We start from the raw sequence: 24449 nt of genomic DNA, 5'->3' as shown, positions 1-24449 counted from the left end.
CTGGGTGCAAAGTTTCTCAATCGATGACCAAATCTGGCGATGGAGCCAATACCTTTCCCTCGACGATTAAAACGGCGGGTGATGAACGGCTCCTGCATCCAGATCTGGTCCACTATGCCACCAAGAATCTCCAGCAAGGCATCGTGAGTGACCATTTTCGGGTGAAGAAGAACATGCCTGATATCGATGGTTTCCGATCAATCAACACGGCTTGGCGAACCATCGCCGGTTTGATCGCTGCTCGGTTAACGTTGCAGTGCCCTTCCAGGAACCCAAAACAGTCGTGCACCGCACGATGCCTGTCGTGAAAATTTGGGGACTGGCCGATGAGATAGCCGAGCTTGGTGCCCCGTCGAGCAGCATTATGATTCCAGGTCAGCGCGGACATCTCGCAGCCATTGGATTGACGCCCTACCCCGCCTTCCGCGCGTTGCCGCCATTTGCCTTGAGCGAAGCCATCAGCATCGGTCCAAGCCCGAATTCTCCTTTCCGCGCCCGCTCCGTCAGCGTCCTGAGATAACCGCCGGCCGAATTGATGTGCCCTGCCCTTTCGAGAATGCAGGCCATCACCGTTGCCGCATTTTCGGCGCCCAGCACCTCGCAGGCCTCCTGGTAAGCACTCGGGCTGACCCCGAGCATGGAGCGTACCACGACCGCAGCGCCCATCAGATCGCGCCAGCCGTCGATCGCCCCGCCGGGAGCATACATGGCAATATCTGGGCAGGCCTGAAGCACCATGCCCAGTGGGAACGACCGCCCCGCCGCCGCGGCAGCCCCGTCCTGCGGCTCACGCCATCTGCGACGCATAGGTTCCGGATCCGATCTCCCCTCCCCTCCAGGGTATTCATTTACAATTACGTCAGGTGCTTCAGGCGCGTCGGTGGTTTTGACATGCTGATCGCGCCCCAGCTTCGTGTCGAAGCGAGGTTCAAGTTCAGATATGGACTCGGGTTTTGAATTCTGTATGTGCCGCTCATTCTGGAGGGGATTGACGCTATGATTTTCTGATTTGATCTGCATTTCCAATCTGTTGACCACTTCTTCGCGCAACAGTTCCATCTCGTCGAGGGTTTCGGCAACCTGATGCATCGACGGAGACCGGGGGAGCGCATCGACCAGCGCGCGAAAATGCAGATGCATCGCCTGCCAGTCACCCGGCGCCTGTTCATCTAGCGCGGTCATGATCAGTTTGGACACATCGCGACGGCAGATCGTCAGTCGCTCTTTGAGCCGCTGGAATTCGACGCGTTCCGCCACGACCTGGCTGGCGATCGCCTCGATTTCTTCGGCACGCGCCAGAAGCGGTGCCAGCGAGAACCCGAAAGCCTCGTTGACATCCCCTGCCCCATCCCGGCGTGCATAGCGCTTGCCGTTGGCACTGTCCTTGCGCGTCAACAGCCCGGCGTCGATCAGCCCGGCGAGATGCCGGCGGATCGTCTGTTCGGCCATCCCGTGGGCGCGCAGAGACAGCTGGGCGTTGGATGGAAAAACGATCAGGCCGTTCTCCACCGAAAGCTCGGTGTGCGGATAAAAACTCAAAAGCGCATTCAGCAGCGCCATGGCCCGATCGGTCACGCCCAGCCGTAGCCGTGCCTCGCAGAGCGCACGATACAGCCGCCACTTGTCGGTGGCTTTCGCCACGTCGATATTTCCAGCCTTGGTCTGATTTGCCAACATGGCAAGCGACATCGGCCGCCGCCCAAAAGGCGTCGTCACATTTCCAGTCTGCATCTTCTTCACCTTTCAAAAGGCAAAAGAAATCCGCCCGCCAAAACGACGCCAAAGACTCTTGACAGCGATTCGTGGAAATGCGATTCTCAAGCTGCTTAGACTATGAGGAAAGCTTCCGCGACGGTGACGTTCGGGGGCTTTTTTCTTTTGCGGCTCTCAGTCTCCTTGCACTCTCTCTCTCGTCTGGAACTCCTCGTAGAGGCGATCCAGATTCTCTGTGAGAAATTTTCCAAATTTTCCGGCATTCTTCGCCTTCAGGGAAAGCGAGAAGCTCTTGCCGGTGTTCTTGAACTCTGCGGTCAGGGCGCCATCGTTTGGCTGCCATGCCGTCGCCACAGCGGTCCGCTTTGCGGGTTTCCTCGCCTTCTTGAGTTCGGTGAACACCTGCTCGAAGCGTTGGTCGGAAGATGCCTGGGCGAAGCCCCCGTTAGACACGAGCGTTCGCATCAACACCATGTTGCCGGGCTGTTCAAGCAACTGAACCAGCTCAAGCCATCTATCACGTCCGACCCCTTTTGCTGCTCCGATCGCGGTCGAGATTTCAGTCGGAATCCTGCCCGCGACGGACAGCATCCTCGTAAGCATCGGCGGATCAATCGACAGCGCCAGCTCAATAGTCCGCCGCTCGTAGCCGAGCTCCAGCAACTGCTGAGCAAACATGGCCCGTTCGATGAACGACAAGTTCTCGCGCGCCGAGTTTTCCTGCCCTTGGGCAATCACATGATCAACGTCAGCGATCGCTTTCACAACTGCTCGAACGGGTCGCCCGAGAATTCTTGCGGCCCGCACGCGTCGATGACCAAAAACGATCTGATAGCGGCCTTCGTCAGTTGGATGGGGGCGGACCAGAATCGGCGTATCCTGGCCGCGCTCTCGGATAGCCTCGACAAGTTCGTTGAATGCCAATTCATCGTCGTCCAGACGATCGGAAACAAACGAAGCGTCGATCTCCTTCGGATCCAGCTCGACGATTGCTTCACCTTGCAGGATCTGCTCTGCCTTTGCAGCTTTCTCTGCGAGTTCTCCGAGCGAACTGATCATCGATCGGGAGGCGCCTCGGCTTGCATATCCAGGCGTGGCCTTCCTTTCAGGCCTAGCACTGTCTCCACTGGTTATGTTGAGGAAGACATCCTTACGAGCCATTCAATCCACCCCAATTCTCGCTTAACATAGTGAAAACGTTACAATAAAACGCGATATGTACGGCTGACAATTTTCCCTGCATGTTATCGCCCCCAAGCCTGGCGCACCAACTCGATAACCTCAGAATTAACAAGGTCCATCGCCTCACGCGCGCGATCATAGGTGGCCGGAGTAAATTGCGAGCGCTCCACTTCGTAGAGCGTCTGCTTCGTCAGACCGGCATCCGAAACAGCCGTTGATTTCACCATATGGTTCTTCATCATCTGCCGGGCAAACATGGATTGCATGAAGCCGACCATCTGCTGCTGTGGAATATCCATCGGCTCATAGCGCGTAACCAGGTATCGGAACCAATCGAGGCTCACGGTAACGCCTGCGGATTCGATACTCTTGAGGATATCGCCCAGCATTAACAGGAACTGAGACATCGACATGATGTCCAGCATCTGCGGATGAACGGTAATGAGGACGGACGTTGCCGCAGTAAGGGCCGTCAACGTCAGATAGCCAAGCTGGGGAGGGCAATCCACTACCACAACGTCGTAGCGGTCATCGACCTCGGTCAGCGCCGCGCCGATCCTTGTGTAGAATAGCTTACCCTCGGTCGAGTCTTTACGCTGCATTGCGAGCGGAGTTTCATACTCATATTCCTGCAACTCCAGATTGGCGGGGATTATATCGAGGTTCGGAAAGTTCGTCGGCTGTATGATCTCCAAAATCGACTTGCGTTCGCCGTCATACCGAAGGGTTTCATAAAACGAGGGCTTTTCATCCAGTTCAGGCTGAATGCCATACAGGGCAGTCATTGATGCCTGCGGGTCGAGATCGACTGCCAAAACACGGTAGCCTTTCAGCGCCAGATGCTGAGCAAGATGAGCCGAAGTCGTTGTCTTGCCCGAGCCGCCCTTGAAGTTCACGACGGCAATGACCTGGAGCTTTTCCCCGGATTTTCTGTGCGGTACACGATCGAGAAGCGACCGCAGCTCGTTCATCTGATCAGCGGTGTAATAGCGCCGACCCGTCGAGGTCACGGTCGGCTCAACGCCTTTGCCTTGAAGGTGGAGCTTTTTCAAATAGCTCTGGGAGACTCCCACAAACTCAGCTACTTCTCCAAGTGAGAATTGACGCAGCGTCTTCTGTGCGTTCGGAGGAAATTTTTCGAATCGCAGCATATCGAGCTTGCTTGAAATTTCGCCGCCCTGTTCCAGGATTGTGTCGGCAAAACTCAGTAATCGCTCTGAAACTGGCCTTGTCACGTTCATTCTCTCAGATGCCCTTAGTCACGATATTTTGGTTGAAACCTGCAAATTATCGTCACTGTTATCCGATTCCCTGCATCTGGCAAGAAGATTAGGGTTAACAAAAGGTTAACAGCAATTCTAAGATCACGACAAATCCAAGGGCAGCACTCACACTTTAGCAATATACGTCATACACTTAGCTGAACATGGACGCCTGACTGGTTGCGGTTTGATCCCAGGGGTATTCCCCAGGAATCTCGCTTCCGGTTGGAACCGATCGGCCCACATCTGACGCCCACGCCTGCTTACAAGCCTACCACATGGTTACCGCCTCTGTACTCAACCACCCCAGAGACTTCGCCGAGTTAGCTGCATGTCTACGCGCAGACAAGGAACGACCTGCTGCTTTGATCGTCTCTGAGGACGGAACCACCGACGCTAACTTGCCGAGGTGGGGGAGGGGAGAGCAAAGCTAGAACCAGCCGACGAGGCGCCAGCCCACAGGTGTCCGAATGCCGTGCCCGAGAGAAGACGCGATGACTTGCCCCTACATCGCACCCGACAAGGGGCATTCATGGATGGGCGACATCACAGTCGACCCTTTTTGAAGACAGTCGGAGCTGCTCAGGTGGCTGAAGGTTCAAACGGGCAGCGGACGGGGTGGTTCGCCAAAAAGACCGAGGTTGCCATCTTCCATGCCAATGAAAGTCACCCCGCCGCGCTCCAGCGCCAAGCGCAATTGCGCCTCGGTTGCCCGGTGCGCCTCATGGCGGTAGCCTTCATAGTCGCGGATAGTGCTGCGCGACACACCGGAATGCGCCGCCAACTCGGACTGGGTCCAGTCAAGGAACCCCCGGGCCGCCCGACAGAGCGCCGGTGTCAAAATCATTTGCCGTTCGACTTGACCCATCGCCAAATGTCGCCCATATTGGTTAACATCGGCTATATAGCGTAAATCTGATTGCATTGCCAGATAGTTTTGTGGTCGCATTCCAGCGCCAATCTCGAGATATTGAACCCATGGGAGAGTTTACATTGGGATGACTTCAGGACCATACCTCCTATTGCTCTTGGTCCTGCCGTTCATCGGAAGTCTGGTCGGCGTGCTGCTTTTGCAGACACGGTCGCGCGCGTTGCCCGCCTGGGTAGCCGGGGTCACAACCTTCGCTTCGTTCGCAATCATCGCCTCGCTCTATCCAGCCATCGAGAGTGGCGAAATTATCCGCTTCGAGAGTGAGTGGCTGCCGCAGCTCGGCCTCAACTTCACGCTTCGCATGGATGGCTTCGCCTGGTTGTTCGCGTCGCTGATCACAGGTATCGGCCTGCTCGTCGTGATCTACGCGCGGTATTATATGTCGCCCGACGATCCTATTCCGCGTTTTTTCTCGTTCCTGCTTGCTTTCATGGGCGCCATGCTGGGCATCGTTGTTTCGGGCAACGTGATCCTGCTGTCGATTTTCTGGGAATTGACGAGCATATTCTCGTTCTTGCTGATCAGCTACTGGAACCACAACTCAGCCGCGCGCGATGGCGCACGCATGGCGCTGACGATCACCGGTATCGGCGGTTTCTGCCTGCTCATCGGCTTGCTGCTTCTCGGAAACATCGTCGGGAGCTACGATCTTGATACGATCCTCGCGTCCGGCGATACAATCCGCAGTGACAAACTCTATCTGCCTGCGCTGATATTCATATTGCTCGGCGCCCTGGCCAAGAGCGCGCAGTTTCCGTTCCATTTCTGGCTGCCGAACGCCATGTCGGCCCCGACCCCGGTTTCCGCTTTCCTGCATTCGGCCACCATGGTCAAGGCGGGCGTCTTCCTGTTGGCGCGGTTCTATCCGGCGCTCTCCGGGACCTATGAATGGTTCTTGATCCTCGGATTGGCGGGCATCGCGACGCTCGTACTCGGCGCTTATTTCGCGATGTTCCAGCAAGACCTGAAAGGCCTGCTTGCCTATTCGACGATCAGTCATCTCGGTTTGATCACCACCTTGCTCAGCCTCGGCAGCCCACTGGCCACGGTTGCCGCGATCTTCCACATGATGAACCACGCTACATTCAAGGCATCGTTGTTCATGGCGGCCGGTATCATCGACCACGAGGCCGGGACGCGCGACTTGCGAAAGCTGGGCGGACTCTTCCGTTTTCTTCCGGTGACCGCAACACTGGCCATGGTGGCAAGTGCGGCCATGGCTGGCGTCCCGCTGTTGAACGGCTTTCTGTCGAAGGAGATGTTCTTCGCCGAGGCCGTGGAGACCCATGCCGATTCCATCCTTGACCGGGCACTTCCGTATCTGGCGGTGCTCGCGGGCGCGTTCGGCGTAGTCTACTCGTTGCGTCTCATACATACGGTGTTCTTCGGGCGCGTGAATGACAGCCTGCCCAATCCACATCCACACGAGCCTCCCCGCTGGATGCGCTTCCCGGTCGAATTCCTGGTCGTCATCTGCCTTGTCGTTGGGGTGCTGCCGGGGTTGACCATCGGGCCGTTTCTCGCCACCGCCGTCAAAAGCGTCTTGGGCGACCAGACGCCGCAGTACAGCCTGGCAATCTGGCACGGGTTCACGATTCCCCTGCTGATGAGCACGATCGCCTTCGTCGGTGGGGCGGTGCTCTATTACTTCATCAGTGGATACCTCTCACGCTGCGACGACGGCCCTCCGTTCTTCCGGCATTTGGGCGGTCAACGCATTTTCGAGCGCATCCTGGTGGAAGTCTCCTGGCGCTGGGCCAGGTCCCTCGAAAAATGGATCGGCACGCGCAGCCTCCAGCCGCAGCTTCGACTTGTGGTGGCTGCAGGGTTCCTTGCAGCGCTGGTGCCACTCTATTTCTCCGGTTTCGACCCGGCCATCTCGCTGCCAAAGGAATATGATCCCGCGTTTGTGGCACTCTGGCTGGTCGGCATATGCCTGGCGTGTGCCACTGCATACCTCGCCAAGTATCATCGGCTGGCGGCGCTTGTGATGCTGGGCGGGGTAGGGTTCGTGGTTTGCATTACCTTCGTCTGGCTTTCGGCGCCAGACCTTGCGATCACGCAGTTGCTGGTGGAAGTGGTCACGACGGTTCTCATCCTGCTCGGCCTTCGCTGGCTGCCCAAGCGCACGGAAAAGCTTGGCGACGAGGTCGATTTGCGATCGCGCTACCGCCGTTTCAGGGACCTGCTGCTCGCCATCGGTTGCGGAGCCGGCATGACTTACATGGCCTATGCCGTCATGATGATGCCCGTTCCCGACGCGATCGCGAACTATTTTCTCGACAACGCCTATACTCAGGGTGGGGGACGCAATGTCGTTAACGTCATCCTCGTCGATTTCCGCGCCTTCGATACAATGGGCGAGATGGCCGTTCTCGCCATCGTGGCGCTGACGGTCTATGGACTGCTGCGTCGGTTCCGCCCGGCGGCCGACAGCATGAGCCGACCGGAACAGCAACAGCTACAAAATCGCTTTGATATGGAGCAGCCCGATCGGGCGGAAGGCGACACAGTCCGCGACTATCTGCTCGTTCCCTCGGTGATGATGCAGTGGCTGTTTCCCTTCGTCATCGCATTTTCGGTGCATGTCTTCATGCGAGGCCATGACCTTCCGGGAGGGGGTTTCGCCGCAGGCATTACCCTGTCGATCGCCTTTTTGTTGCAATATCTTGCGGGCGGGACGCGCTGGGCGGAAGATCGGATACGAATACAGCCTCTACGCTGGATAGGTGGAGGACTATTGCTCGCGGCGGCGACAGGCGCAGGCGCCTGGGCGTTCGGCTACCCCTTCCTGACGTCCCATTTCCAATACCTGGAACTGCCGATAATCGGCAAGGTACCGGCCGCTACGGCGCTACTGTTCGATCTGGGCGTGTTCTTGCTGGTCGTCGGGGCAACGGTGCTGATCCTCGTTGCCCTGGCGCATCAGTCGATCCGCATCAATCGTCTGCAGGCCATCGACGCCGCCAAGAAGGAGGAAGCGTGATGGAACTGGTACTCTCCATTGCTATCGGCGTCATGACGACCTGCGGGGTCTGGCTTATCCTTCGGCCGCGCACCTATCAGGTCATCATCGGCCTTTCCCTGCTTTCGTACGCCGTCAACCTGTTCATCTTTTCGGTCGGGGGCGTGAAGAGCAATGTCCCGCCGATCGTGACCGACGGGGTGCCAAATACCGCATTGACTGACCCCGTTCCGCAGGCGCTCGTCCTGACTGCCATCGTCATCGGCTTTGCCACGACCGCACTGTTTCTTGTGGTGCTGCTTGCGTCGCGCGGGCTGACCGGCACTGATCATGTCGATGGAAGGGAAGACCCGAAATGATCGGCTGGATTCATCATCTCGTCATCGCCCCCATCCTCATTCCCCTGGTTTCTGGCGCATTGCTGTTGTTCTTCGACGAACGGCGCCGCACGCTGAAGGCATTCATAAGCCTCGGGTCGACGCTCCTGCTGGGTTGTGTTGCACTGATCCTCTTCGCCATGCAGAGCGGCCAGCAGAATCTCGAGAACGTCTATCTTCTGGGAAACTGGATCGCTCCGTTCGGCATCGTGCTCGTTCTCGATCCACTATCGGCGCTGATGATATTGCTCACGGCATCGCTCGCGGTACCTGTCCTCGTCTTCTCGCTTGCCCGCTGGCACGCCGTGGGCGCCCATTTCCACACTCTGTTTCAGCTCCTATTGATGGGGCTCAACGGAGCATTCCTCACGGGCGACCTCTTCAACCTCTTCGTTTTCTTCGAGGTGATGCTGGCTGCCTCTTACGGGTTGCTCCTGCACGGGTCAGGGCCGCTGCGGGTAAAGGCGGGACTGCACTATATCGCCGTCAACCTCGCGGGGGCGTTGCTTTTCCTGATCGGGGTCAGCCTGATCTACGGCACCGCCGGAACGCTGAACATGGCCGATCTCGCAGAACGCATACCGGTGATGAGCGCGGACAAGCGGATGCTGATGGAAGCGGGAGCCGGAGTGCTCGGCGTCGCATTTCTCATCAAGGCTGGCATGTGGCCGCTCTGCTTCTGGCTGCCCGCTGCTTACAGTGCAGCTTCCGCCCCCATCGCGGCGATATTCGCAGTCATGACCAAACTCGGCATCTACATCATCCTGCGCCTGACCATGCTGCTTTTCGCGGATGGGCCCTCTGCGGGATTCGGCTCCAGCGTGTTGCTCTTCGGCGGAATCGCAACGCTTGTCTATGCGACCATCGGTGTGCTTGCCTCGCAGGCGCTGACCCGGCTGACCGGTTTTTCCGTTCTCGTCTCGTCCGGTACACTGCTGACGGTGATTGGCATCAACGAAGGGACGATTTCCTCGGGCGCGCTGCTTTATCTTGTCAGTTCCACTTTGGCGATCAGCGCTCTCTTCATGCTGATAGAGTTGGTCGAACGTGGCCAGGATGCGGGCGCGAACGTGCTTGCCGTAACCATGGAGGCCTATGGCGAAGGAGACGAGGAGGATCCCGAGGAGGAGCAAGGCACTGGCATGCCAGGCACGATCGCCGTACTCGGCACCTGCTTTGCGGCTTGCGCCATTCTGCTTTCGGGCCTGCCGCCGCTCTCCGGCTTCATCGCCAAGTTCGCAATGCTCTCGGTGATGATGGGAACGGGCACAACCGGGGTGTCTCCGACTCCCGCCGTGTGGATGCTCGCCATCCTGATCATTCTTTCGGGCGTGGCATCGTTGATCTCCATGACCCGCGCAGGCATGCGGACGTTTTGGGGCTCTATCGAAGGCACGGTGCCGCGCGTTCGGATTATCGAGATCGCCCCAATCATCTTCCTGCTTGCGTTGACGACAGCCCTGACGTTGCGCGCGGGACCTGCGCTTGAATATATGGACAAGACGATCCATGCCCTGTCCAATCCGGCGAACTATATCGGGGCAGTGCGAGACGCCGCCGCGGTGCCGAAAGCGGAAACGCTTGAAGCGGGAAAGGAAACGGACTGAGATGCTGCCCTATCCGTTGCTGACCGTGTCGATCGTTCTGATGTGGCTGCTTCTCAACCGCGTCACGCCAGGGCATATCCTGCTTGGCACGCTGGTGGGTATATTCGCCTCGTGGTCGCTCGCCGCGCTACGACCGGAAAAACCCAGATTTGCCAAGTGGTACCTGTTGCCGAAGCTATTTGGCATCGTTCTATGGGATGTCCTCCTGTCCAATCTGAATGTCGCGGGCACCGTCCTGAGGGGCGGGCGAAGCCCCCACCCGCCCGGCTTCGTCACGCTGCCGGTGGAGAGTGGCAGCGGCGTGATACTCTCGGTCATGGCGATGATCGTAACAGGGACACCCGGATCGGCATGGCTCGAGTATAACTCCAACGACAGGACGGTACTTATCCACGTCGCCAGCCTCGAAAACGCGACGGACTGGCGCGATCACTTCAAGAACCGCTACGAAAAGCTGCTGCTGGAGATATTCGCATGAGCGCCACCATTTTGTTCGCCTCGGTTTCGATCGCCAAACTGATGCTGCTTGCGGCCATGGCCGCGGCCACGTTACGGATGATCCGCGGGCCGCGCGCGCAGGACCGGATCATGGGTCTCGATACACTCTATATCAACGGAATGCTGCTTCTGGTGACGTTCGGCATAGGCAGCGGCCGCACCATCTATTTCGAGGCCGCTCTCGTCATTGCGTTGCTCGGCTTCGTGTCGTCGGTTGCGCTGGCGAAATTCCTGATGCGCGGGGAGGTCGTCGAATGACGAATGCCGCTGCCGACATTCCGGCATGGGTTGCCGTTCTGATCTCGATTTGCCTGATCGGAGGCGCCGGGTTCGCGCTGCTCGGCTCGATCGGCTTGCTTCAGATGAAGACATTCTACCAGCGTGTTCACCCGGCCACGCTCGGTACCAGCCTGGGCACCGGCGGAGTGATGGTGGCATCGATCATCTTCTTCAGCGTACTCGCGTCGCGACCGGTAGCTCACGAAATCCTGATATGGGCCTTTGTCACTGTCACTACCCCAGTCACCTATATGCTGCTGGCCCGCGCGGCACTCCATCGAGACAGGGCGGAAGACAACGACATCGTACCAAAGAAGCCGGCGCGTAGCGACTGACCCTGAAATTCATGTGTGAAAGGTCGCGCAGACAGCAACCTGCGCGACCTTCCTTGATTTCGACAGTGCACCGGCTAACCGGCCGCAAACCTTCTATTCGAATGACAAGGCCCTATCGCCCTCGGAATCCTTGATCCGGGTGGGCAGGCCGATCCGGTCCAGAATGGCGAGGAATGGCCGGGGCGGCAGTTCTTCGACATTGGCCATTTGCTTGACGTCCCATTCACCGGTCGCGATTAGCATAGCCGCAGCAACAGCCGGCACCCCGGCAGTGTAGGAGATGCCCTGGGAGCCTACTTCCTCATAGGCTTCCTTGTGGTCAGCCACATTGTAGATGAAGATCTCGCGCTCCTTGCCGTCCTTGGTGCCGCGGACGAAATCACCGATGCAGGTCTTGCCCTGATAATCAGGTGCCAGCGATGACGGATCGGGCAACACGGCCTTGACGACCTTCAACGGCACGACTTCAAGACCTTCGGCGGTTTTCACCGGCTTTTCGGACAGCAGTCCAAGATTGTTCAGCACTGTAAAGACGTTGATATAGTGGTCGCCGAAGCCCATCCAGAAACGCACGTCGGCGCCATCCATATTCTTGGACAGGGAATGGACCTCGTCGTGGCCGGTCATGTAAGCCTTGCACTTGCCGACAACCGGCAGGTCGAATTCCTTGCCGACTTCGAACATCTTGTTCGTCTGCCACTGATTGTTCTGCCAGGAATAGACGACACCGGTGAACTCCCGGAAATTGATTTCCGGATCGAAGTTGGTGGCAAAATACCGACCGTGACTGCCGGCGTTGATGTCGACGATATCGACAGCTGAGATCTTGTCGAAATACTCGTCCTTGGCAAGACGTGCGTAAGCGTTGACGACGCCTGGATCAAAGCCGGCGCCAAGAATGGCGGTGACACCCTTCTGCTTGCACTCGTGGGCATGCTTCCATTCGTAGTTTCCGTACCACGGCGGCGTTTCGCAGATCTTGTTCGGGTCTTCATGAATGGCCGTGTCCAGATAGGCCGTGCCGGTGTCCATGCAGGCGCGCAGCACCGACATGTTGAGGAATGCAGAGCCGACATTGATGACGATCTGGGCGCCGGTGCTCTTTATGAGGGCCTTTGTGGCCTCGACATCCATGGCGTCCAGTGCATGTGCTTCCAGTTTCACATCGCTCTTCAGGCTCTTTTTCTGAAGGACCGATTCGACGATCGTGCGGCACTTGCCGACGGTGCGCGATGCAATGTGAATATCTCCCAATACATCGCTGTTCTGGGCGCATTTATGCGCCACGACCTGTGCTACGCCACCGGCGCCGATGATGAGAACGTTCTTTTTCATTTGAGGGGATATCTCCTTATGCCCGTGTATCGCAGAGCCTCATGAGAGGCTCTGTTCATAATCCGCGTAGGTGAAATCGCGGACTGTCCTGACGCTTCCGTCCAGATCCTTGATGGCGATCGCCGGCATTTTTACGCCGTTGAACCAGTTCTTCTTGACCATGGTGTAGCCGGCCGCGTCCTGAAACGAGATGCGGTCGCCCACTTTCAATTCCTCGGCAAAGCGGAACTCGCCAAAAATATCGCCTGCAAGGCAGGACTTCCCGCAGATCATGTAGCTGTGCGGACCTTCGTTGGGGGAAACCTTCGCGGATTCGCGGTAGATCAGCAGGTCCAGCATGTGAGCTTCGATCGAGCTGTCGACGATGGCGAGGTTTTTGCCGTTGAACAGCGTGTCGAGCACGGTGACTTCGAGCGTGGTGCTACCGGTGATGGAAGCTTCGCCAGGTTCCAGGTAGATCTGAACCCCATAGCGGTCCGAGAATGACTTCAAGCGGTCGCAAAACGCATCGACCGGATAGCCTTCACCCGTGAAGTGGATGCCACCGCCGAGGCTGAGCCAATCAACCCGGCCGAGCAGCGACCCGAACCGGTCCTCGATCTGCGTCAGCATGCGGTCGAACAAGGCGAAATCCTTGTTCTCGCAGTTGTTGTGGATCATGAAGCCGTTGATTCGATCCATGATCGGCTCGACCCGCGCGACATCCCATTCTCCAAGCCGGCTGTAGGGGCGTGCGGGGTCCGCAAGGTCGAAACTCGAGGAACTCACTTGCGGGTTCAGGCGCAGGCCACGGGCAATCCCATCCGCCTTGCCGGCAAATCTTTCAAGCTGACCGATCGAGTTGAAGATGATCTTGTCGGCGCAGGCGACAACCTCCTCGATCTCGTTATCACCATAAGCGACGCTATAGGCATGGGTTTCACCGCCAAACCGCTCGTGACCGAGCCGGACCTCGAAGAGCGACGACGAGGTAGTGCCATCCATGTATTCTCGCATGAAGTCGAAGACAGACCAGGTGGCGAAGCATTTCAAAGCCAGCAACGCCTTGGCGCCGGATTTTTCGCGCACATAGGCAATCTTTTCCATGTTGCGGAGCAGCTTTGCCTTATCGATGAGGTAGTAGGGGGTCTGGATCATGGGGGCTGATATCTCGTTATTGCCGAAGGAGTTTTCGTTCATCCAGGCTGGATGCTCGCAGGCCTAGTCTTCCAAGAGGGGGCAGAAAAGGCCGAAGCGGGCCCGATTGCGCCGGGGGATCCGTCGATCCATGGCGTGCAGTGCAGAAGAGACATCGCAAAGTCCAAGCCCACGAAGATCCACAAGGCCCCCCGTCGACGAAAAATCTTTTCCAAACGCTCGCGCGCGCTCACGCTTGCGGAGCGTGTCGGCATACCAGTTGCTTGCTTGTCTCATAGTGGCCCGTGTGACGAACCAATCCAGCATGCGTCTAGAACCCTTGGTCGCAAAGGGGAGGGCAGCGGTGGATTGCTCCTGATGTCGGTTTCATCTTCGCAGCGTATGGAGAGGGCTGCGGCGCAAACATAATTCCCGACCGCGAACGAGGCGTCGCGCCCGGGCTATGATCCGGTTTTGAGACGCAGAGGCTCCCGTCTCATATGGAAATGCAATGCCAACATGCCGCTGTCCTAAAGTAATGTGCCGGTAAGTCAAGGCATTCGCGGTTCTCTTGAAGGCGGCCGGCAATGCAGTCTGCAATGCCGGCCAGCTTCGCGTGAGAAGGAAACAAAGTCGTCCTTACTTACCCTTGCGCAGGTTGGAACCGCTTGGGCTCAGTGCTGAGACCGAGCCGGATTCCGCCTTCTTTTCCTTGGGTTTCTTTGGCTTGCGAGCTTCGCGATTGCCTATACGTTTGGCCATTGCAGGTACCTTTCCGGCAGCCACAAGCCCTGCCACGTCAAACGCGACACAGGACCGTATCTGCCTATGAGAAATAGTGGGTGAGAAAGGTCCCCTGGCCCGACGTTGCCAATGCAACGGTTCGAACCAGGGCTAAGGGCCTATTTGAAGCCGCACCTGGAGAGTGCCTATGAGAAAGGCCGTGTTGTTCATTTGCGGGATGATGGGACAGTTCAGCGTGAAAGTCAAATAGCTGAAAAAAAAGAAAAAAGTGCTTTCATGACTGTCGAGTGCCTTCCTCGAAAAGGCCTCGGCCGGCCGTCGCGCGAATGCATGGGACGCCGCCAGAAGCGCCCTTTCCGTGCCTAAGGCGTGGAAAGGGCGCAACAATTCAGTACTGCGGATCAGGCGAATGGCTCTGCAGGACCCTTTGCCGGCAATGTGAACCATTTGGCCGCCCCGGATTCGGTCATGTAGATGTGATCTTCTAGGCGGATACCATAGCGACCCGGGAAGACAATCATGGGTTCGTTTGAAAAGCACATGCCGATATCGAGTTTGGTAGCATTGCCGCGAACGATGTAGGGCTCTTCATGGATCTCGAGACCGAGACCGTGTCCGGCGCGGTGGGGCAGGCCGGGAAGCGCATAATCCGGGCCCAATCCGTGCCGCTCAATCGTCGCACGCGCGGCATCGTCAAGGCTGCCGCAAGCAGCGCCAAGCCGGGCGGCGTCAAACACTGCCTGTTGGGCTTCGCGTTCAATCGCCCAGGCGCGGGCAAAATCGGCATCGGGTTCGTCAAGAACATATGTCCGGGTCAGGTCGGAATGATAACCGTCGATCCGGCAACCGGTATCGACCAGGACGACGTCGCCCGACGCATAGGTCTGTTCGCCTTCGGCGCCATGCGGCAAGGATGTCGCTTCGCCGAAGGAGACGATGCAGAAGCTCGAACCGCCGGCGGCACCGAGTGCACGATGCTGCTCGTCGATATAGCGGATAACCTCGGACGCCTTGATGCCCGGCTTGATGAAGGCATGGGCACGGCGCTGAACTTCCAGCGTCAGGTTCATGGCGTATTGAATGATGTCGATTTCGGCTGCAGACTTGCGCAGCCTGATATCGCGGATCAACCGCCCACCATCAACCAGCCGGTCCGCACCGAAGCTTTTTGCCAGCGCATGATAGGCGAAAAGCGGCAATGCGTCGTCGAGCGCGAGCCGATCCTTCGGTCCCAGCAAGGCAGAAATGCGTTCGGCGTTGCTCTCGTCCTCCTGCCAGGTGACGATCTCGCCAGCTAGCTTCGGCATGCTGTCAACCTTGCTCAGCTCAAAGCCCGGCACGATGTAGAAGAGGCCCGTTGCTGTCACGAGTGCGCCAAGCAGGCGCTCGCTCGGATACCACACCAGGCCGGTGAAATAACGCAGGCTTTCTGTCGAACCAAGCAGCACGCCTTGCACGTTTGCCGCATCCATACTTGCGCGCAGTCGGCCGAGCCGCAACTGGCGTTCGGCATCTGAAATGGGGGTAGGGCGGGGAGCTGACGACATGTTGGTTCCTTTTGATACAAAGCGCCGGGATCGCGGGACGGCCCCCTGACGCAGGATGAATTTAACGCAAAAACTAGGGCCTGTGGACGGGAAGGAAAGCGGCGTTGTTGACGTCGCCAGCCTGGATCAGGTTCTCGTGCTCCCACTCGCGATGGCAACAAGAAACTCGCGTTTCGCCTCGATCATAGCAAGGGCATCCTGGGCCTCAACCGCAGTTGTGAAGTCGCGCGATTGGTTCCGTTGTCCACCGGTACCTCCATCGGATGCTCCTTGTTCTGGCAACGAGCCTTGACCATTGGCATGAAGCCCACTCCTCGTCATGCATTTTTTCACTCATACTAAAAATTTGCTCTTGTCGACATACTGAATACCGACTATTTTTGCCCATGAGAAGAGGGGGACACATGTTGCCAGAACAGCTAATCCAGACATTTATGAATGCCGTCCGTCAGCAGTCGGCGGATGTCGCGTTTTCGGCACTGGCGGAACTGGTGCGGGCGACGATCGGCACCAAACTTCTGACCGCGTCTGTCTTCGATATGAAGGCAATGCAATCGCGTCGGGTGTTTTCAGATAATCCGGTCGCCTATCCGGTTGGAGGCTTCAAGCCGATTTCGGAAGACAAGTGGTGGGACAAGGTCCTGGTCCGGCATGAGGTCTTTTCCAGCCTGAGGATTGAGGAGATCGCCGAAGTCTTCTTTGACTGGGAACTGATCCAGTCCCTCGGCTGCGAATCCAATGCGAACATTCCCGTCGTCGTCGGCGGAGAAGTAATCGGCACAATCAATCTGCTGGATGAGGCCGGCTACTACACGCCGGAGCGGCTAGCATCGGTGCCGGCACTTCTACCCTATGCGACGATCGCGTTCCTGCTGTTGTCCAAAAGCTGCGACCAGAAGGAAGCTTGATCTGGGGCAATGGCTCGCAGACCTATGAAAGCGCCGTGAAGGAACTCAAGGACGCCCGCCGGAATCCCAAGCGCCGGCGGGCAGGCGGCAGCGCCGGGGCCTGCAAGGTCCACTACATTGATTTCGGCAGGATCGCATTGACCATGCGCTCCTCGGTGAGCTGCGCACGCTCGACATTGCGCGCGACGAGCGCCGAGTAGAGGGCATCGACCATAGTTATCTGCGCAATCTGTGCCGCCATCGGTTCACTGCCCTGCTCGTGCGAGACACTGACGAGAACGACATCGGCAAGACGGGCAAGGGGCGAGGCACTGTTGCCGGTGATGCAGAGCGTCGCGGCACCGCGTGCCTTCGCCTCCTGCAACACCAGGACCGGATCGCTGGAAATGCCCGAATAGGAAATGGCGACGACGAGATCCCCCGGACCCGTCAATGCCGAATGCATGATCTGCAACTGGGAATCGATCGGCGCGTCACAGCGCAGACCCAGACGAACGCAGCGCTGGTAGAAAGCTTGAGCGACGATGCCCGAACCACCGACACCACCAACCAGGATATGGCGCGCGCCCGCGATCAGATCCAAGGCCTTGGCGAATATTGCCTCGTCGAGGACCCCATGCGTGTCGTGGATCGCCTGCGCCACCGCGCGGAAAAGCCGGCCTGCGACTTGCAGATCGCCGGCGTGCGGCTCGGCGGCGGCTTCGCCTCGGCTTTCGCGTGGCTCCTGCGCCAAGGCAAGCTTGAGGTCCGTAAACCCTTCAAATCCTGCCGTGCGGCACATGCGCAGAACCGTCGTGTCGCTGACATCGGTTGCCTGGGCGATTGCCGACATGGATTGCCGGATCGAACTCTCGACGTTGTCGAGCACCCACAGGGCAACACGGCGCTCCGAGTCCGACAATTTCGGCAGGACGCTCCGCAGCCGGCTGCTGGCTGGGCTTGATGGACCACGCAAATCAACATTCATGGCGGCTCTTTTGCGGCTGATGCGGGCTGACGCCAGCAACCTGTGACTAGCATGCGGCCGTTGTGGTGTCACTATAGACATGAGATTTTTGGTGTGGCATCACTGCGGCGAGCTATACAAAGCTGACTGACACTATTGGGGAGGATATCGTGAGGCTTAAGAATCTTTTCATCGCCGGTGCGGCGTTTGCGCTGTCCGCGTTCCCGGCGATGGCCGGTGAACTCTCCTTCTGGCATGCCTATGCGGGCCAGCAGGACAAGGTCGATTTCATCAATTTCGCACTGGGCGAATTTGCCAAGAAGCATCCGGACATCAAGCTGGACGTCGTGGCTGCGGAACAGTCGTCCTACAAGACCAAGCTCAACACCGCCATGGCCTCCGGCAATCCTCCTGATGTCTTCTACACCCTGCCGGGCGGCTTCCTGAACGCCTTCGTCAAGGGCGGGCAGATGTATGCGCTGGATCAGGATCTGGCCAAGGATGGCTGGGGCAACAGCTTCCTCGAAAGCGCGATTGCCCAGACCACCAAGGACGGCCATGCCTATGCTGTGCCGGTCGACGTGGATTCGGTCGTGTTCTGGTACAACAAGGCACTGTTTGCCGAAAAGGGCTGGACCGCTCCCGCAACCTACGACGAAATGCTGGCGCTCGCAGACAAGATCAAGGCAGACGGCATCGTACCTTTCTCGCTTGGCAACAAGGATTCCTGGCCGGCAACATTCTGGTTCCAGTATCTGGAAATGCGCCTGAAGGGTTCGGGCGTCATTGCATCCTTCGTCAACCAGGATGCAAATGCGACGCTCGGCACAGAAGGCGCAAAGGCCTTTGAAATGGTCGCAGAACTTGCCAAGAAGGATTACTTCCCGACCGGCTTCAACGGCATGAGTGACCAGGAAGCCAATATGCTCTTCCTCAACGGTCAGGCCGCAATGCTTCTCAACGGAACTTGGCAAATCGGTGCCTCGGCCGATGCTCCGGAAGGCTTTGAGCTGGGCTTCTTCGCTTTCCCGACCGTCAAGGATGGCGCAGGCGACCAGTCCGACGTTCTGGCCGGCGTGGCAGCCTCGTTCGGGGTTTCTGAAAAGGCGGCAAACAAGGTCGACGCCGTAACGCTGCTCAAGTTCCTGTCGTCGACCGAAGTGATGACCAAGTATGTCGAGCTTCGCAAGACGATGGTGACGGTCAAGGGTGCAACGACGGAAGCGGCAGCCGGACCGGTCCTGTACGGCATCAGCAATGACCTGATGAACAAAGCTGGCCATCTCGACTCGTTCTATGACACGGCGATGCCGCCGGCGGCAACAAACATCTACTATTCTTCGCTCCAGGGTGTTCTGGATGGTTCGGTCAAGCCGGCCGATGCCGCCGCGCGCCTCGAAGAAGCACTGAAGGCCAACAAGTAAGCTGGTCCAAGATAAAAATCGCGGCCCGCATCCCAACCGGATGCGGCCCGCGCCTGAAGGGAAGCGACGACGATCATGAATGCTGAGACCGGCCTTGCGAGACGATACAATCGCGCGGCACTGACCTTTCTCGCGCCTGCATTGTTGATGGTCGTCGGCTTCGTTGCCTATCCCGTTGCGTATGCGGGTTGGCTCTCGATGTTTTCCTGGGATGGTGCTTCGGCGCCTGTCTTTGTCGGCGCCGGCAATTTCATTCGCCTTGCTGGCGACCCGCTGTTCTGGCACGCGCTGCTGAGGAACCTTCTCGTCGCGGCCTCTGCGATCGTATTCCAGGTACTGCTGGCGCTGCTGATCGCCTATTGCCTGGTACGCATAGTTCCTGCCTTCAGCCGTATCTTCTTGTTTTTCTACCTGATGCCGGTAATGGTCAGCGAGATCTGCATCGGCCTGCTCTGGCGCTTCATGTACAATCCCTACTTCGGCCTCGTGAATGCTGGGCTGAAAGCCATCGGTCTCGATAGCCTGCGACGCGGGTGGCTGGGTGAATCCGACACGGCGTTCCTGGCTGTGGTGGTGGTGATGAGCTTCACCTATCTCGGCCTCTATGTCTTGCTGTTTACCGCAGCGGTTCGCAGCGTCCCCGAAAGCGTCTACGAGGCGGCAGCGCTGGATGGCGCTGGCCACTTTCACAAATTCGTATCGATCACCATCCCCATGGTTTGGGACGCTGTACGCGCCAATTCGCTTCTGGCGATCATCGGTTCGCTCAAGACGTTCTCGCTTGTCTTCGTCCTGACAAATGGCGGGCCCAATCATGCGAGCGAGGTGGTCTCCACCTACCTCTACAAGATGGGCTTCGGCAGCTTCGAGATGGGCTATGCGGCTACTGTCGGCTTTGCCCAGATGGTGCTGACGGCAATCGGCGCCTGGATCATCTTCCGCTACCTCGCGCGGACGCGCTTTGCCCGAGGGACTGCATGATGTCCGACGAACGCCGTATCAACTTCACCAGCGCCACCGTCCTGCTGTTTCTCTCGGTGCACGTGCTGATCGTCATCTTCCCGTTCATCTGGATGATCTACAGCACCTTCAAGACCAACAAGGAATTCATGCGTTCGGTTTGGTCCTTCCCGACCAGCCTTTCCTTCGATGCCTACATCAGTGCCTGGAGCGGCGGCGCGCTCGGTGGCTACACGATCAATTCGCTGATCATCATGGCCGGGTCTACCCTGATCACCGTGATCGTCGCGACCTCTGCCGGCTATGCGCTGGCTGTTTATCGGCCACGCTGGATGCCGGTCGTCGAACTCGGCATGACGGCCGCCATGGCCATCCCCGCCTATGTGGCGCTTGTACCGCTGGTGGTCATGCTGCGCGGCGCGGGCCTGCTCGACACCCATCTCGGCGTGATCCTGCCAACAGCAGCCTTCAACGTTCCGGTCTCCATTTTTATCATGCAGGCCTTCTTCAACACGCTTCCGCGCGAACTCTACGATGCGGGCCGCGTCGACGGGGCCTCCGAGTGGACAATCTTCTTCCGCATTGCGCTGCCGATCGCTCGGCCTGCGATGTTCACCGTTGCGATCGTCAACATGATCTGGGTGTGGAACGATTTTCTGTTCCCGGTTGTCTTCATCAACAATCCGGCGCGCAAGACCCTGCCGGTCGGTCTCACCGATTTCGTCGGAGAGCACATTACCAACTATCCGGTGATGCTGGCGGCGATTCTGATCGCAGCGCTTGCGCCCCTCGTCCTCTTCGTCATCTTCGAACGCCAGATCACTGCAGCCCTCGTGGGCGGCGCAGTGAAAGAATAACGCATGCCCTTTGCGGGGCAATGCCATACCAGGAGAAACACCCATGACGTCAAAAGATCTCCACTTTTCCAGCCGCGCCGTATTCTACGAGCCGGAAGAGCATTCCCAGTCGATCAGCTACCCGATCTACATGTCGGCGAATTTCCAGTATGGCGGCGACATCTATGACCAGATCGTCGGTGGTGCCCGCAAGGAAGTGAACATCTATTCACGCTGCGGCAACCCGACCGAATACAAGCTCGAGGAACATGTCGCCCAGTTGACGGGCGGTACCGCCTGCCTCGCCACCGCATCCGGAATGGCGGCGATTTCCCACGCGCTGTTCGGTATTCTCAAGGCAGGCGACCATGTCGTTGCCGACCTGACGACCTATTCCAGCACGCATGAATTCTTCGACCATCGCGCCCAGGATTTTGGCCTCAAGGTCAGCCTGGTCGACTGCACCGATGTCCGCGCCGTCGAAAACGCCTTCACTGACGAGACGAAGGTCCTGTATGTCGAAGCAATCGCCAATCCGACAATGAAGGTTCCGCCGCTGCGCAAACTGGTCGAGATTGCACATGCGCGCGGTATCGTCGTCATCTGCGACAACACGTTCGCATCGCCGGCCGTCTGCCGTCCGCACGAATTCGGCGTCGATGTCGTCGTTGAAAGCGCCACCAAGTTTATCGGCGGACACAACGACGCCGTGGGTGGCGTTATCACGCTGAAATCCGATATCCTGCCGGCTGACTGGGTGGAGGATGTGCGCTGGAACACCCTCAACAAGCTCGGAGCTCCACTTTCGCCGTTCAACGCTTGGCTGCTGCTGCGCGGTGCGCAGACACTGTCGCTGCGCCTTGAAAAGCAGTGCGCCAATGCGATGGCGCTCGCCAAGCATCTCGAGGCTCACCCGCGCGTCAAGCGGGTATTCTATCCCGGCCTGCCGTCGCATCCGAACTATGCATCTGCGCAGGAGCAGCTACAGGGCGGCGGAGCGATGCTCTCCTTCCAGGTCGATGACGAAGCGTCGGGCGTCCGGCTACTGAAGCGCCTGAAGCTGTGCTGCTTTGCCGCCAGCCTCGGCGGTCTGCGAACCACCACGCAGGTCCCGGCAACCATGGCCTTCCTCGACATCCCAAGCCAGGAACGTGAGGCGATGGGCGTCGTCGACGGCCTCGTTCGCTTCTCTGTCGGCATCGAGCATATTGACGACATCATCGCAGATGTGGATCACGCGATCGAGAATATGCACATCGATCTCTAAGGCGTTCTAAATCGCCGTCATCGCCCTCTCGGCGAAATCAGCATCAAACGTCTCACCACCCACGAAGGGTGGTAAGACGTTAACAGTCAGACAGACGATGACGCAGGGCAGGGCGGCGACCCATCCATGGGCCGGTAAGGATGCCCCGGAGCCTGCGCAAATCAGGATGTTCGGCGCTTGAATGCCAGCCCCTGAGCATCGAAAAGATGGGCGCCGTCGGGCGCAAAACTCAGTCCTATCCGGTCTCCCGCGCGCATTCCGTCCATCGGGCCGGTCTTGACGACGAACTGGACACCGCCGCTCGTTTCAATCTCGATCAGCGTCTCGTCGCCGAGTTGCTCGACCAGTGTGACTGTAAACGCTCCCTGGCCATCCGACTTGGGCTTTATAGCAAGATTTTCTGGCCGTACGCCCAATGTCGCCAGCGCGCCCGGCTCGGCCTTAAAGGAAAGCGCCACCGGAACGGCGACCTCGCCGAATGCGTCGGTCGCAACCCGTATAGTGCCAGCGTCTGCGCCCAACACCTTGCAGGGCAGGAAATTCATTTTCGGCGAGCCGATGAAGCCGGCGACAAAGAGGTTCTTCGGGTTGTGATAGAGTTCCAGCGGCGTACCGACCTGCTGAACCTCGCCGGCGTCGAGAACGACGATCCGGTCGGCGAGCGTCATGGCCTCCACCTGGTCATGGGTGACATAGATCATGGTCGCCTTGAGATCGGCGTGCAGCTTGGCGATTTCCCGACGCATGCTGACCCGCAGCGCAGCATCGAGGTTGGAGAGCGGCTCATCAAACAGGAAGACCTTCGGATGGCGGACGATGGCTCGGCCGATTGCCACGCGCTGCCGCTGGCCGCCCGACAGCTGGCTGGGGCGCCGGTCGAGCAGGTGCTCCATCTGCAGGATCCGGGCGGCCTCCCGGATCCGGGCGTCAATTTCCTCTTTCGGCCGCCGCGACAGTTTCAGGCTGAAAGCCATGTTCTGGTACACCGTCTTGTGCGGGTAGAGCGCGTAGCTCTGGAACACCATGGCGATACCACGCTCCTTCGGCGTCATCTCGTTGCAGATCTCGCCATCGATCTTCACCGCGCCGCCGGTGATGTCCTCGAGACCGGCCACCATGCGCAAAAGCGTCGACTTGCCGCAACCGGAGGGGCCGACGAACACGATGAACTCGCCCTCGGCGATGTCGAGATCGACGTTCCTGATGACGTTGACCGTGCCATAGGACTTCGAGACGTTTTCGAGTTGCAAAGTGGCCATTACGCTGGTTTTTCCTGTCGGCTCGGGCATTCAGAAGGCTTTTCAACAAAAGCGGGGCAGGCGAGGGCGATGGAGGCCTAGTCCATCGCCCTGCCGCCAAACCCATGCGAGGCAGGCCATTACCTGGCGGCCAACTGCCTCGGCGGCGATTACTTGTCGCCGGCCATCCGCTCCTTGAAGAAACCAAGGTGCTTCTGCTGCGCGTCGATCATCCGCTCGCGATAGATACCGTAGATCTGGTCGGTATCGTGCAACGTCACGCCGGCGATCGTCGGAGAGGCGAAGGTCGGCAGTTCGATGCCGCGCTCGCCAAGTTTCGTTGCCACGCGGGCGACGAGTTCATGCATCATGATCATCGCGAGCACCGTGGACGAACCGGCCACGGGGCGCGACCAGCCCTCGACATCGACGATTGCATCTTCGATCGGCGCGCAGGTATCGATGACGATATCGGCGGCATCCGCCAGCCGTTTGCCGGAGGAGTGGGTGGCGGGCTTGTCGAGATTGGATTTCGCCGTAATCGCCACGACGGTCAGGCCGCGCTTCTTGGCATAGAGGGCTGTGTCGATGCCGGAAGAATTGCGGCCGCTATGGCCGAAAATCACGATACTGTCGCCCGGATTGAGCGGCTGATGATCGAGGAACTTTTCTGCATAATGCTCGGTGCGTTCGAGCCACAGAAGTTCGCGAACGCCGCCGGCGCCAAGCACATTGTGCCACATGACGCGCGGGTCGGTGAGGGGGTTGAAGCCGACATAGCTGCCGTAGCGCGGAAACGTCTCCTGCACCGGCAGCACCGAATGGCCCGATCCATAGAGGTGGATGAGGCCCTTGTTCGCAAGACTGTCCGAGAGCTTGCTGGCGGCTGCTTCGAAGGCGTCGCTGTTGGCCTCGCCCGCCTGTTCGGCAAGCTTCATCAGACGGCTGATATACATGGTTGTCATTGATTTTCTGCCTT

Annotated in this window: 22 protein-coding genes and 2 pseudogenes; 12 read left to right on the top strand and 12 right to left on the bottom strand. The window is 58.5% G+C overall.

All coding sequences use genetic code 11. The features are described 5' to 3' along the window. Positions 1-38: 38 nt before the first annotated feature. Positions 39-239 (top strand): annotated as a pseudogene (locus tag JJB09_RS26650) (DDE-type integrase/transposase/recombinase); the annotation flags it as partial. Between the two features lie 23 nt (positions 240-262). Here JJB09_RS26650 and JJB09_RS26645 read toward each other — a convergent pair. The 5 genes and pseudogenes from JJB09_RS26645 to JJB09_RS15280 all read right to left on the bottom strand — a co-directional run. After that, positions 263-352: pseudogene (locus JJB09_RS26645) on the bottom strand (3'-5' exonuclease); the annotation flags it as partial. A gap of 59 nt (positions 353-411) precedes the next feature. Beyond that, positions 412-1731: a plasmid replication protein RepC gene (repC, locus tag JJB09_RS15295; RefSeq protein ID WP_201659828.1), complete on the bottom strand. Its 1320-nt coding sequence runs from the start codon at positions 1729-1731 to the stop codon at positions 412-414. 156 nt (positions 1732-1887) lie between these two features. After that, positions 1888-2874 (bottom strand): plasmid partitioning protein RepB, encoded by a 987-nt coding sequence (repB, locus tag JJB09_RS15290; protein WP_201659824.1) that lies wholly within the window; start codon positions 2872-2874, stop codon positions 1888-1890. Positions 2875-2957: 83 nt separating this feature from the next. Then, positions 2958-4136 carry a plasmid partitioning protein RepA gene (gene repA, locus JJB09_RS15285; protein ID WP_201659821.1) on the bottom strand — a complete coding sequence of 393 codons (1179 nt, stop codon included), beginning with the start codon at positions 4134-4136 and terminating at the stop codon, positions 2958-2960. A 619-nt stretch (positions 4137-4755) separates the two neighbouring features. Further along, positions 4756-5082, bottom strand: coding sequence for a helix-turn-helix domain-containing protein (locus tag JJB09_RS15280; RefSeq protein ID WP_201660310.1), 327 nt, complete (start codon positions 5080-5082; stop codon positions 4756-4758). Between the two features lie 73 nt (positions 5083-5155). On the opposite strand from JJB09_RS15280, the gene JJB09_RS15275 reads away from it, so the two are divergent. Genes JJB09_RS15275 through mnhG form a run of 6 tightly spaced genes read left to right on the top strand, consistent with a single transcriptional unit; the run spans position 5156 to position 11149 of the window. After that, on the top strand, positions 5156-8074 hold the full coding sequence (locus tag JJB09_RS15275) for a monovalent cation/H+ antiporter subunit A (protein WP_201659818.1): 2919 nt from the start codon (positions 5156-5158) through the stop codon (positions 8072-8074). Then, entirely contained in the window at positions 8074-8412 is a 339-nt protein-coding gene (locus tag JJB09_RS15270; RefSeq protein WP_201659816.1) for a Na+/H+ antiporter subunit C, read from the top strand. The genes JJB09_RS15275 and JJB09_RS15270 overlap by 1 nt, the downstream gene beginning before the upstream one ends. Beyond that, on the top strand, positions 8409-10037 hold the full coding sequence (locus tag JJB09_RS15265; RefSeq protein ID WP_201659814.1) for a monovalent cation/H+ antiporter subunit D: 1629 nt from the start codon (positions 8409-8411) through the stop codon (positions 10035-10037). The genes JJB09_RS15270 and JJB09_RS15265 overlap by 4 nt, the downstream gene beginning before the upstream one ends. A gap of 1 nt (position 10038) precedes the next feature. Next, a complete protein-coding gene (locus tag JJB09_RS15260) occupies positions 10039-10515 on the top strand; it encodes a Na+/H+ antiporter subunit E (RefSeq protein WP_201659812.1) in 477 nt (158 codons plus the stop codon). Beyond that, complete coding sequence (locus JJB09_RS15255; protein WP_201659810.1) at positions 10512-10793, top strand: K+/H+ antiporter subunit F; 282 nt, start codon at positions 10512-10514, stop codon at positions 10791-10793. The genes JJB09_RS15260 and JJB09_RS15255 overlap by 4 nt, the downstream gene beginning before the upstream one ends. Next, on the top strand, positions 10790-11149 hold the full coding sequence (mnhG, locus tag JJB09_RS15250; RefSeq protein ID WP_201659808.1) for a monovalent cation/H(+) antiporter subunit G: 360 nt from the start codon (positions 10790-10792) through the stop codon (positions 11147-11149). The genes JJB09_RS15255 and mnhG overlap by 4 nt, the downstream gene beginning before the upstream one ends. 93 nt (positions 11150-11242) lie before the next feature. Here mnhG and JJB09_RS15245 read toward each other — a convergent pair whose 3' ends face one another. The 4 genes from JJB09_RS15245 to JJB09_RS15235 form a co-directional block, all read right to left on the bottom strand. Next, the gene (locus JJB09_RS15245; RefSeq protein ID WP_201659806.1) at positions 11243-12484 is read right to left on the bottom strand and encodes a saccharopine dehydrogenase family protein; all 1242 of its coding nucleotides are present in this window, start codon (positions 12482-12484) and stop codon (positions 11243-11245) included. 39 nt (positions 12485-12523) lie between these two features. Further along, positions 12524-13621 carry a carboxynorspermidine decarboxylase gene (gene nspC, locus JJB09_RS15240; protein ID WP_201659805.1) on the bottom strand — a complete coding sequence of 366 codons (1098 nt, stop codon included), beginning with the start codon at positions 13619-13621 and terminating at the stop codon, positions 12524-12526. Between the two features lie 618 nt (positions 13622-14239). After that, complete coding sequence (locus JJB09_RS26935) at positions 14240-14362, bottom strand: hypothetical protein (protein ID WP_281431836.1); 123 nt, start codon at positions 14360-14362, stop codon at positions 14240-14242. Between the two features lie 383 nt (positions 14363-14745). Continuing rightward, complete coding sequence (locus tag JJB09_RS15235; RefSeq protein WP_201659802.1) at positions 14746-15891, bottom strand: M24 family metallopeptidase; 1146 nt, start codon at positions 15889-15891, stop codon at positions 14746-14748. Positions 15892-16295: 404 nt separating this feature from the next. On the opposite strand from JJB09_RS15235, the gene JJB09_RS15230 reads away from it, so the two are divergent. Further along, positions 16296-16799 (top strand): GAF domain-containing protein, encoded by a 504-nt coding sequence (locus tag JJB09_RS15230; protein WP_201659800.1) that lies wholly within the window; start codon positions 16296-16298, stop codon positions 16797-16799. A gap of 112 nt (positions 16800-16911) precedes the next feature. Here JJB09_RS15230 and JJB09_RS15225 read toward each other — a convergent pair whose 3' ends face one another. After that, positions 16912-17766 (bottom strand): MurR/RpiR family transcriptional regulator, encoded by an 855-nt coding sequence (locus JJB09_RS15225; RefSeq protein ID WP_201659797.1) that lies wholly within the window; start codon positions 17764-17766, stop codon positions 16912-16914. 149 nt (positions 17767-17915) lie between these two features. Between JJB09_RS15225 and JJB09_RS15220 the strand changes: the two genes are divergently transcribed. The 4 genes from JJB09_RS15220 (at position 17916) to JJB09_RS15205 (ending at position 22232) form a co-directional block, all read left to right on the top strand. Then, the gene (locus JJB09_RS15220) at positions 17916-19169 is read left to right on the top strand and encodes an ABC transporter substrate-binding protein (protein WP_343229036.1); all 1254 of its coding nucleotides are present in this window, start codon (positions 17916-17918) and stop codon (positions 19167-19169) included. 75 nt (positions 19170-19244) lie between these two features. Continuing rightward, complete coding sequence (locus tag JJB09_RS15215; protein WP_201659794.1) at positions 19245-20150, top strand: carbohydrate ABC transporter permease; 906 nt, start codon at positions 19245-19247, stop codon at positions 20148-20150. Further along, on the top strand, positions 20147-20986 hold the full coding sequence (locus JJB09_RS15210; protein ID WP_246748744.1) for a carbohydrate ABC transporter permease: 840 nt from the start codon (positions 20147-20149) through the stop codon (positions 20984-20986). The genes JJB09_RS15215 and JJB09_RS15210 overlap by 4 nt, the downstream gene beginning before the upstream one ends. A 43-nt stretch (positions 20987-21029) precedes the next feature. Beyond that, positions 21030-22232 (top strand): trans-sulfuration enzyme family protein, encoded by a 1203-nt coding sequence (locus JJB09_RS15205; RefSeq protein WP_201659791.1) that lies wholly within the window; start codon positions 21030-21032, stop codon positions 22230-22232. Between the two features lie 161 nt (positions 22233-22393). On the opposite strand, the gene JJB09_RS15200 is transcribed toward JJB09_RS15205, so the two are convergent. Together JJB09_RS15200 and JJB09_RS15195 are read right to left on the bottom strand one after the other, a co-directional pair. Continuing rightward, complete coding sequence (locus tag JJB09_RS15200) at positions 22394-23491, bottom strand: ABC transporter ATP-binding protein (RefSeq protein ID WP_201659788.1); 1098 nt, start codon at positions 23489-23491, stop codon at positions 22394-22396. 149 nt (positions 23492-23640) lie between these two features. Next, complete coding sequence (locus JJB09_RS15195) at positions 23641-24435, bottom strand: sugar isomerase domain-containing protein (protein WP_201659786.1); 795 nt, start codon at positions 24433-24435, stop codon at positions 23641-23643. Between the last annotated feature and the right edge of the window lie 14 nt (positions 24436-24449).

Origin of the sequence: Phytoamicus setariae (genome assembly GCF_016722925.1) — a bacterium.
GTDB classification, from domain to species: Bacteria; Pseudomonadota; Alphaproteobacteria; order Rhizobiales; family Rhizobiaceae; genus Rhizobium_E; species Rhizobium_E setariae.
Note: the sequence above shows the minus strand (reverse complement) of the source record. Positions and strands in the feature narration are given on the sequence as shown.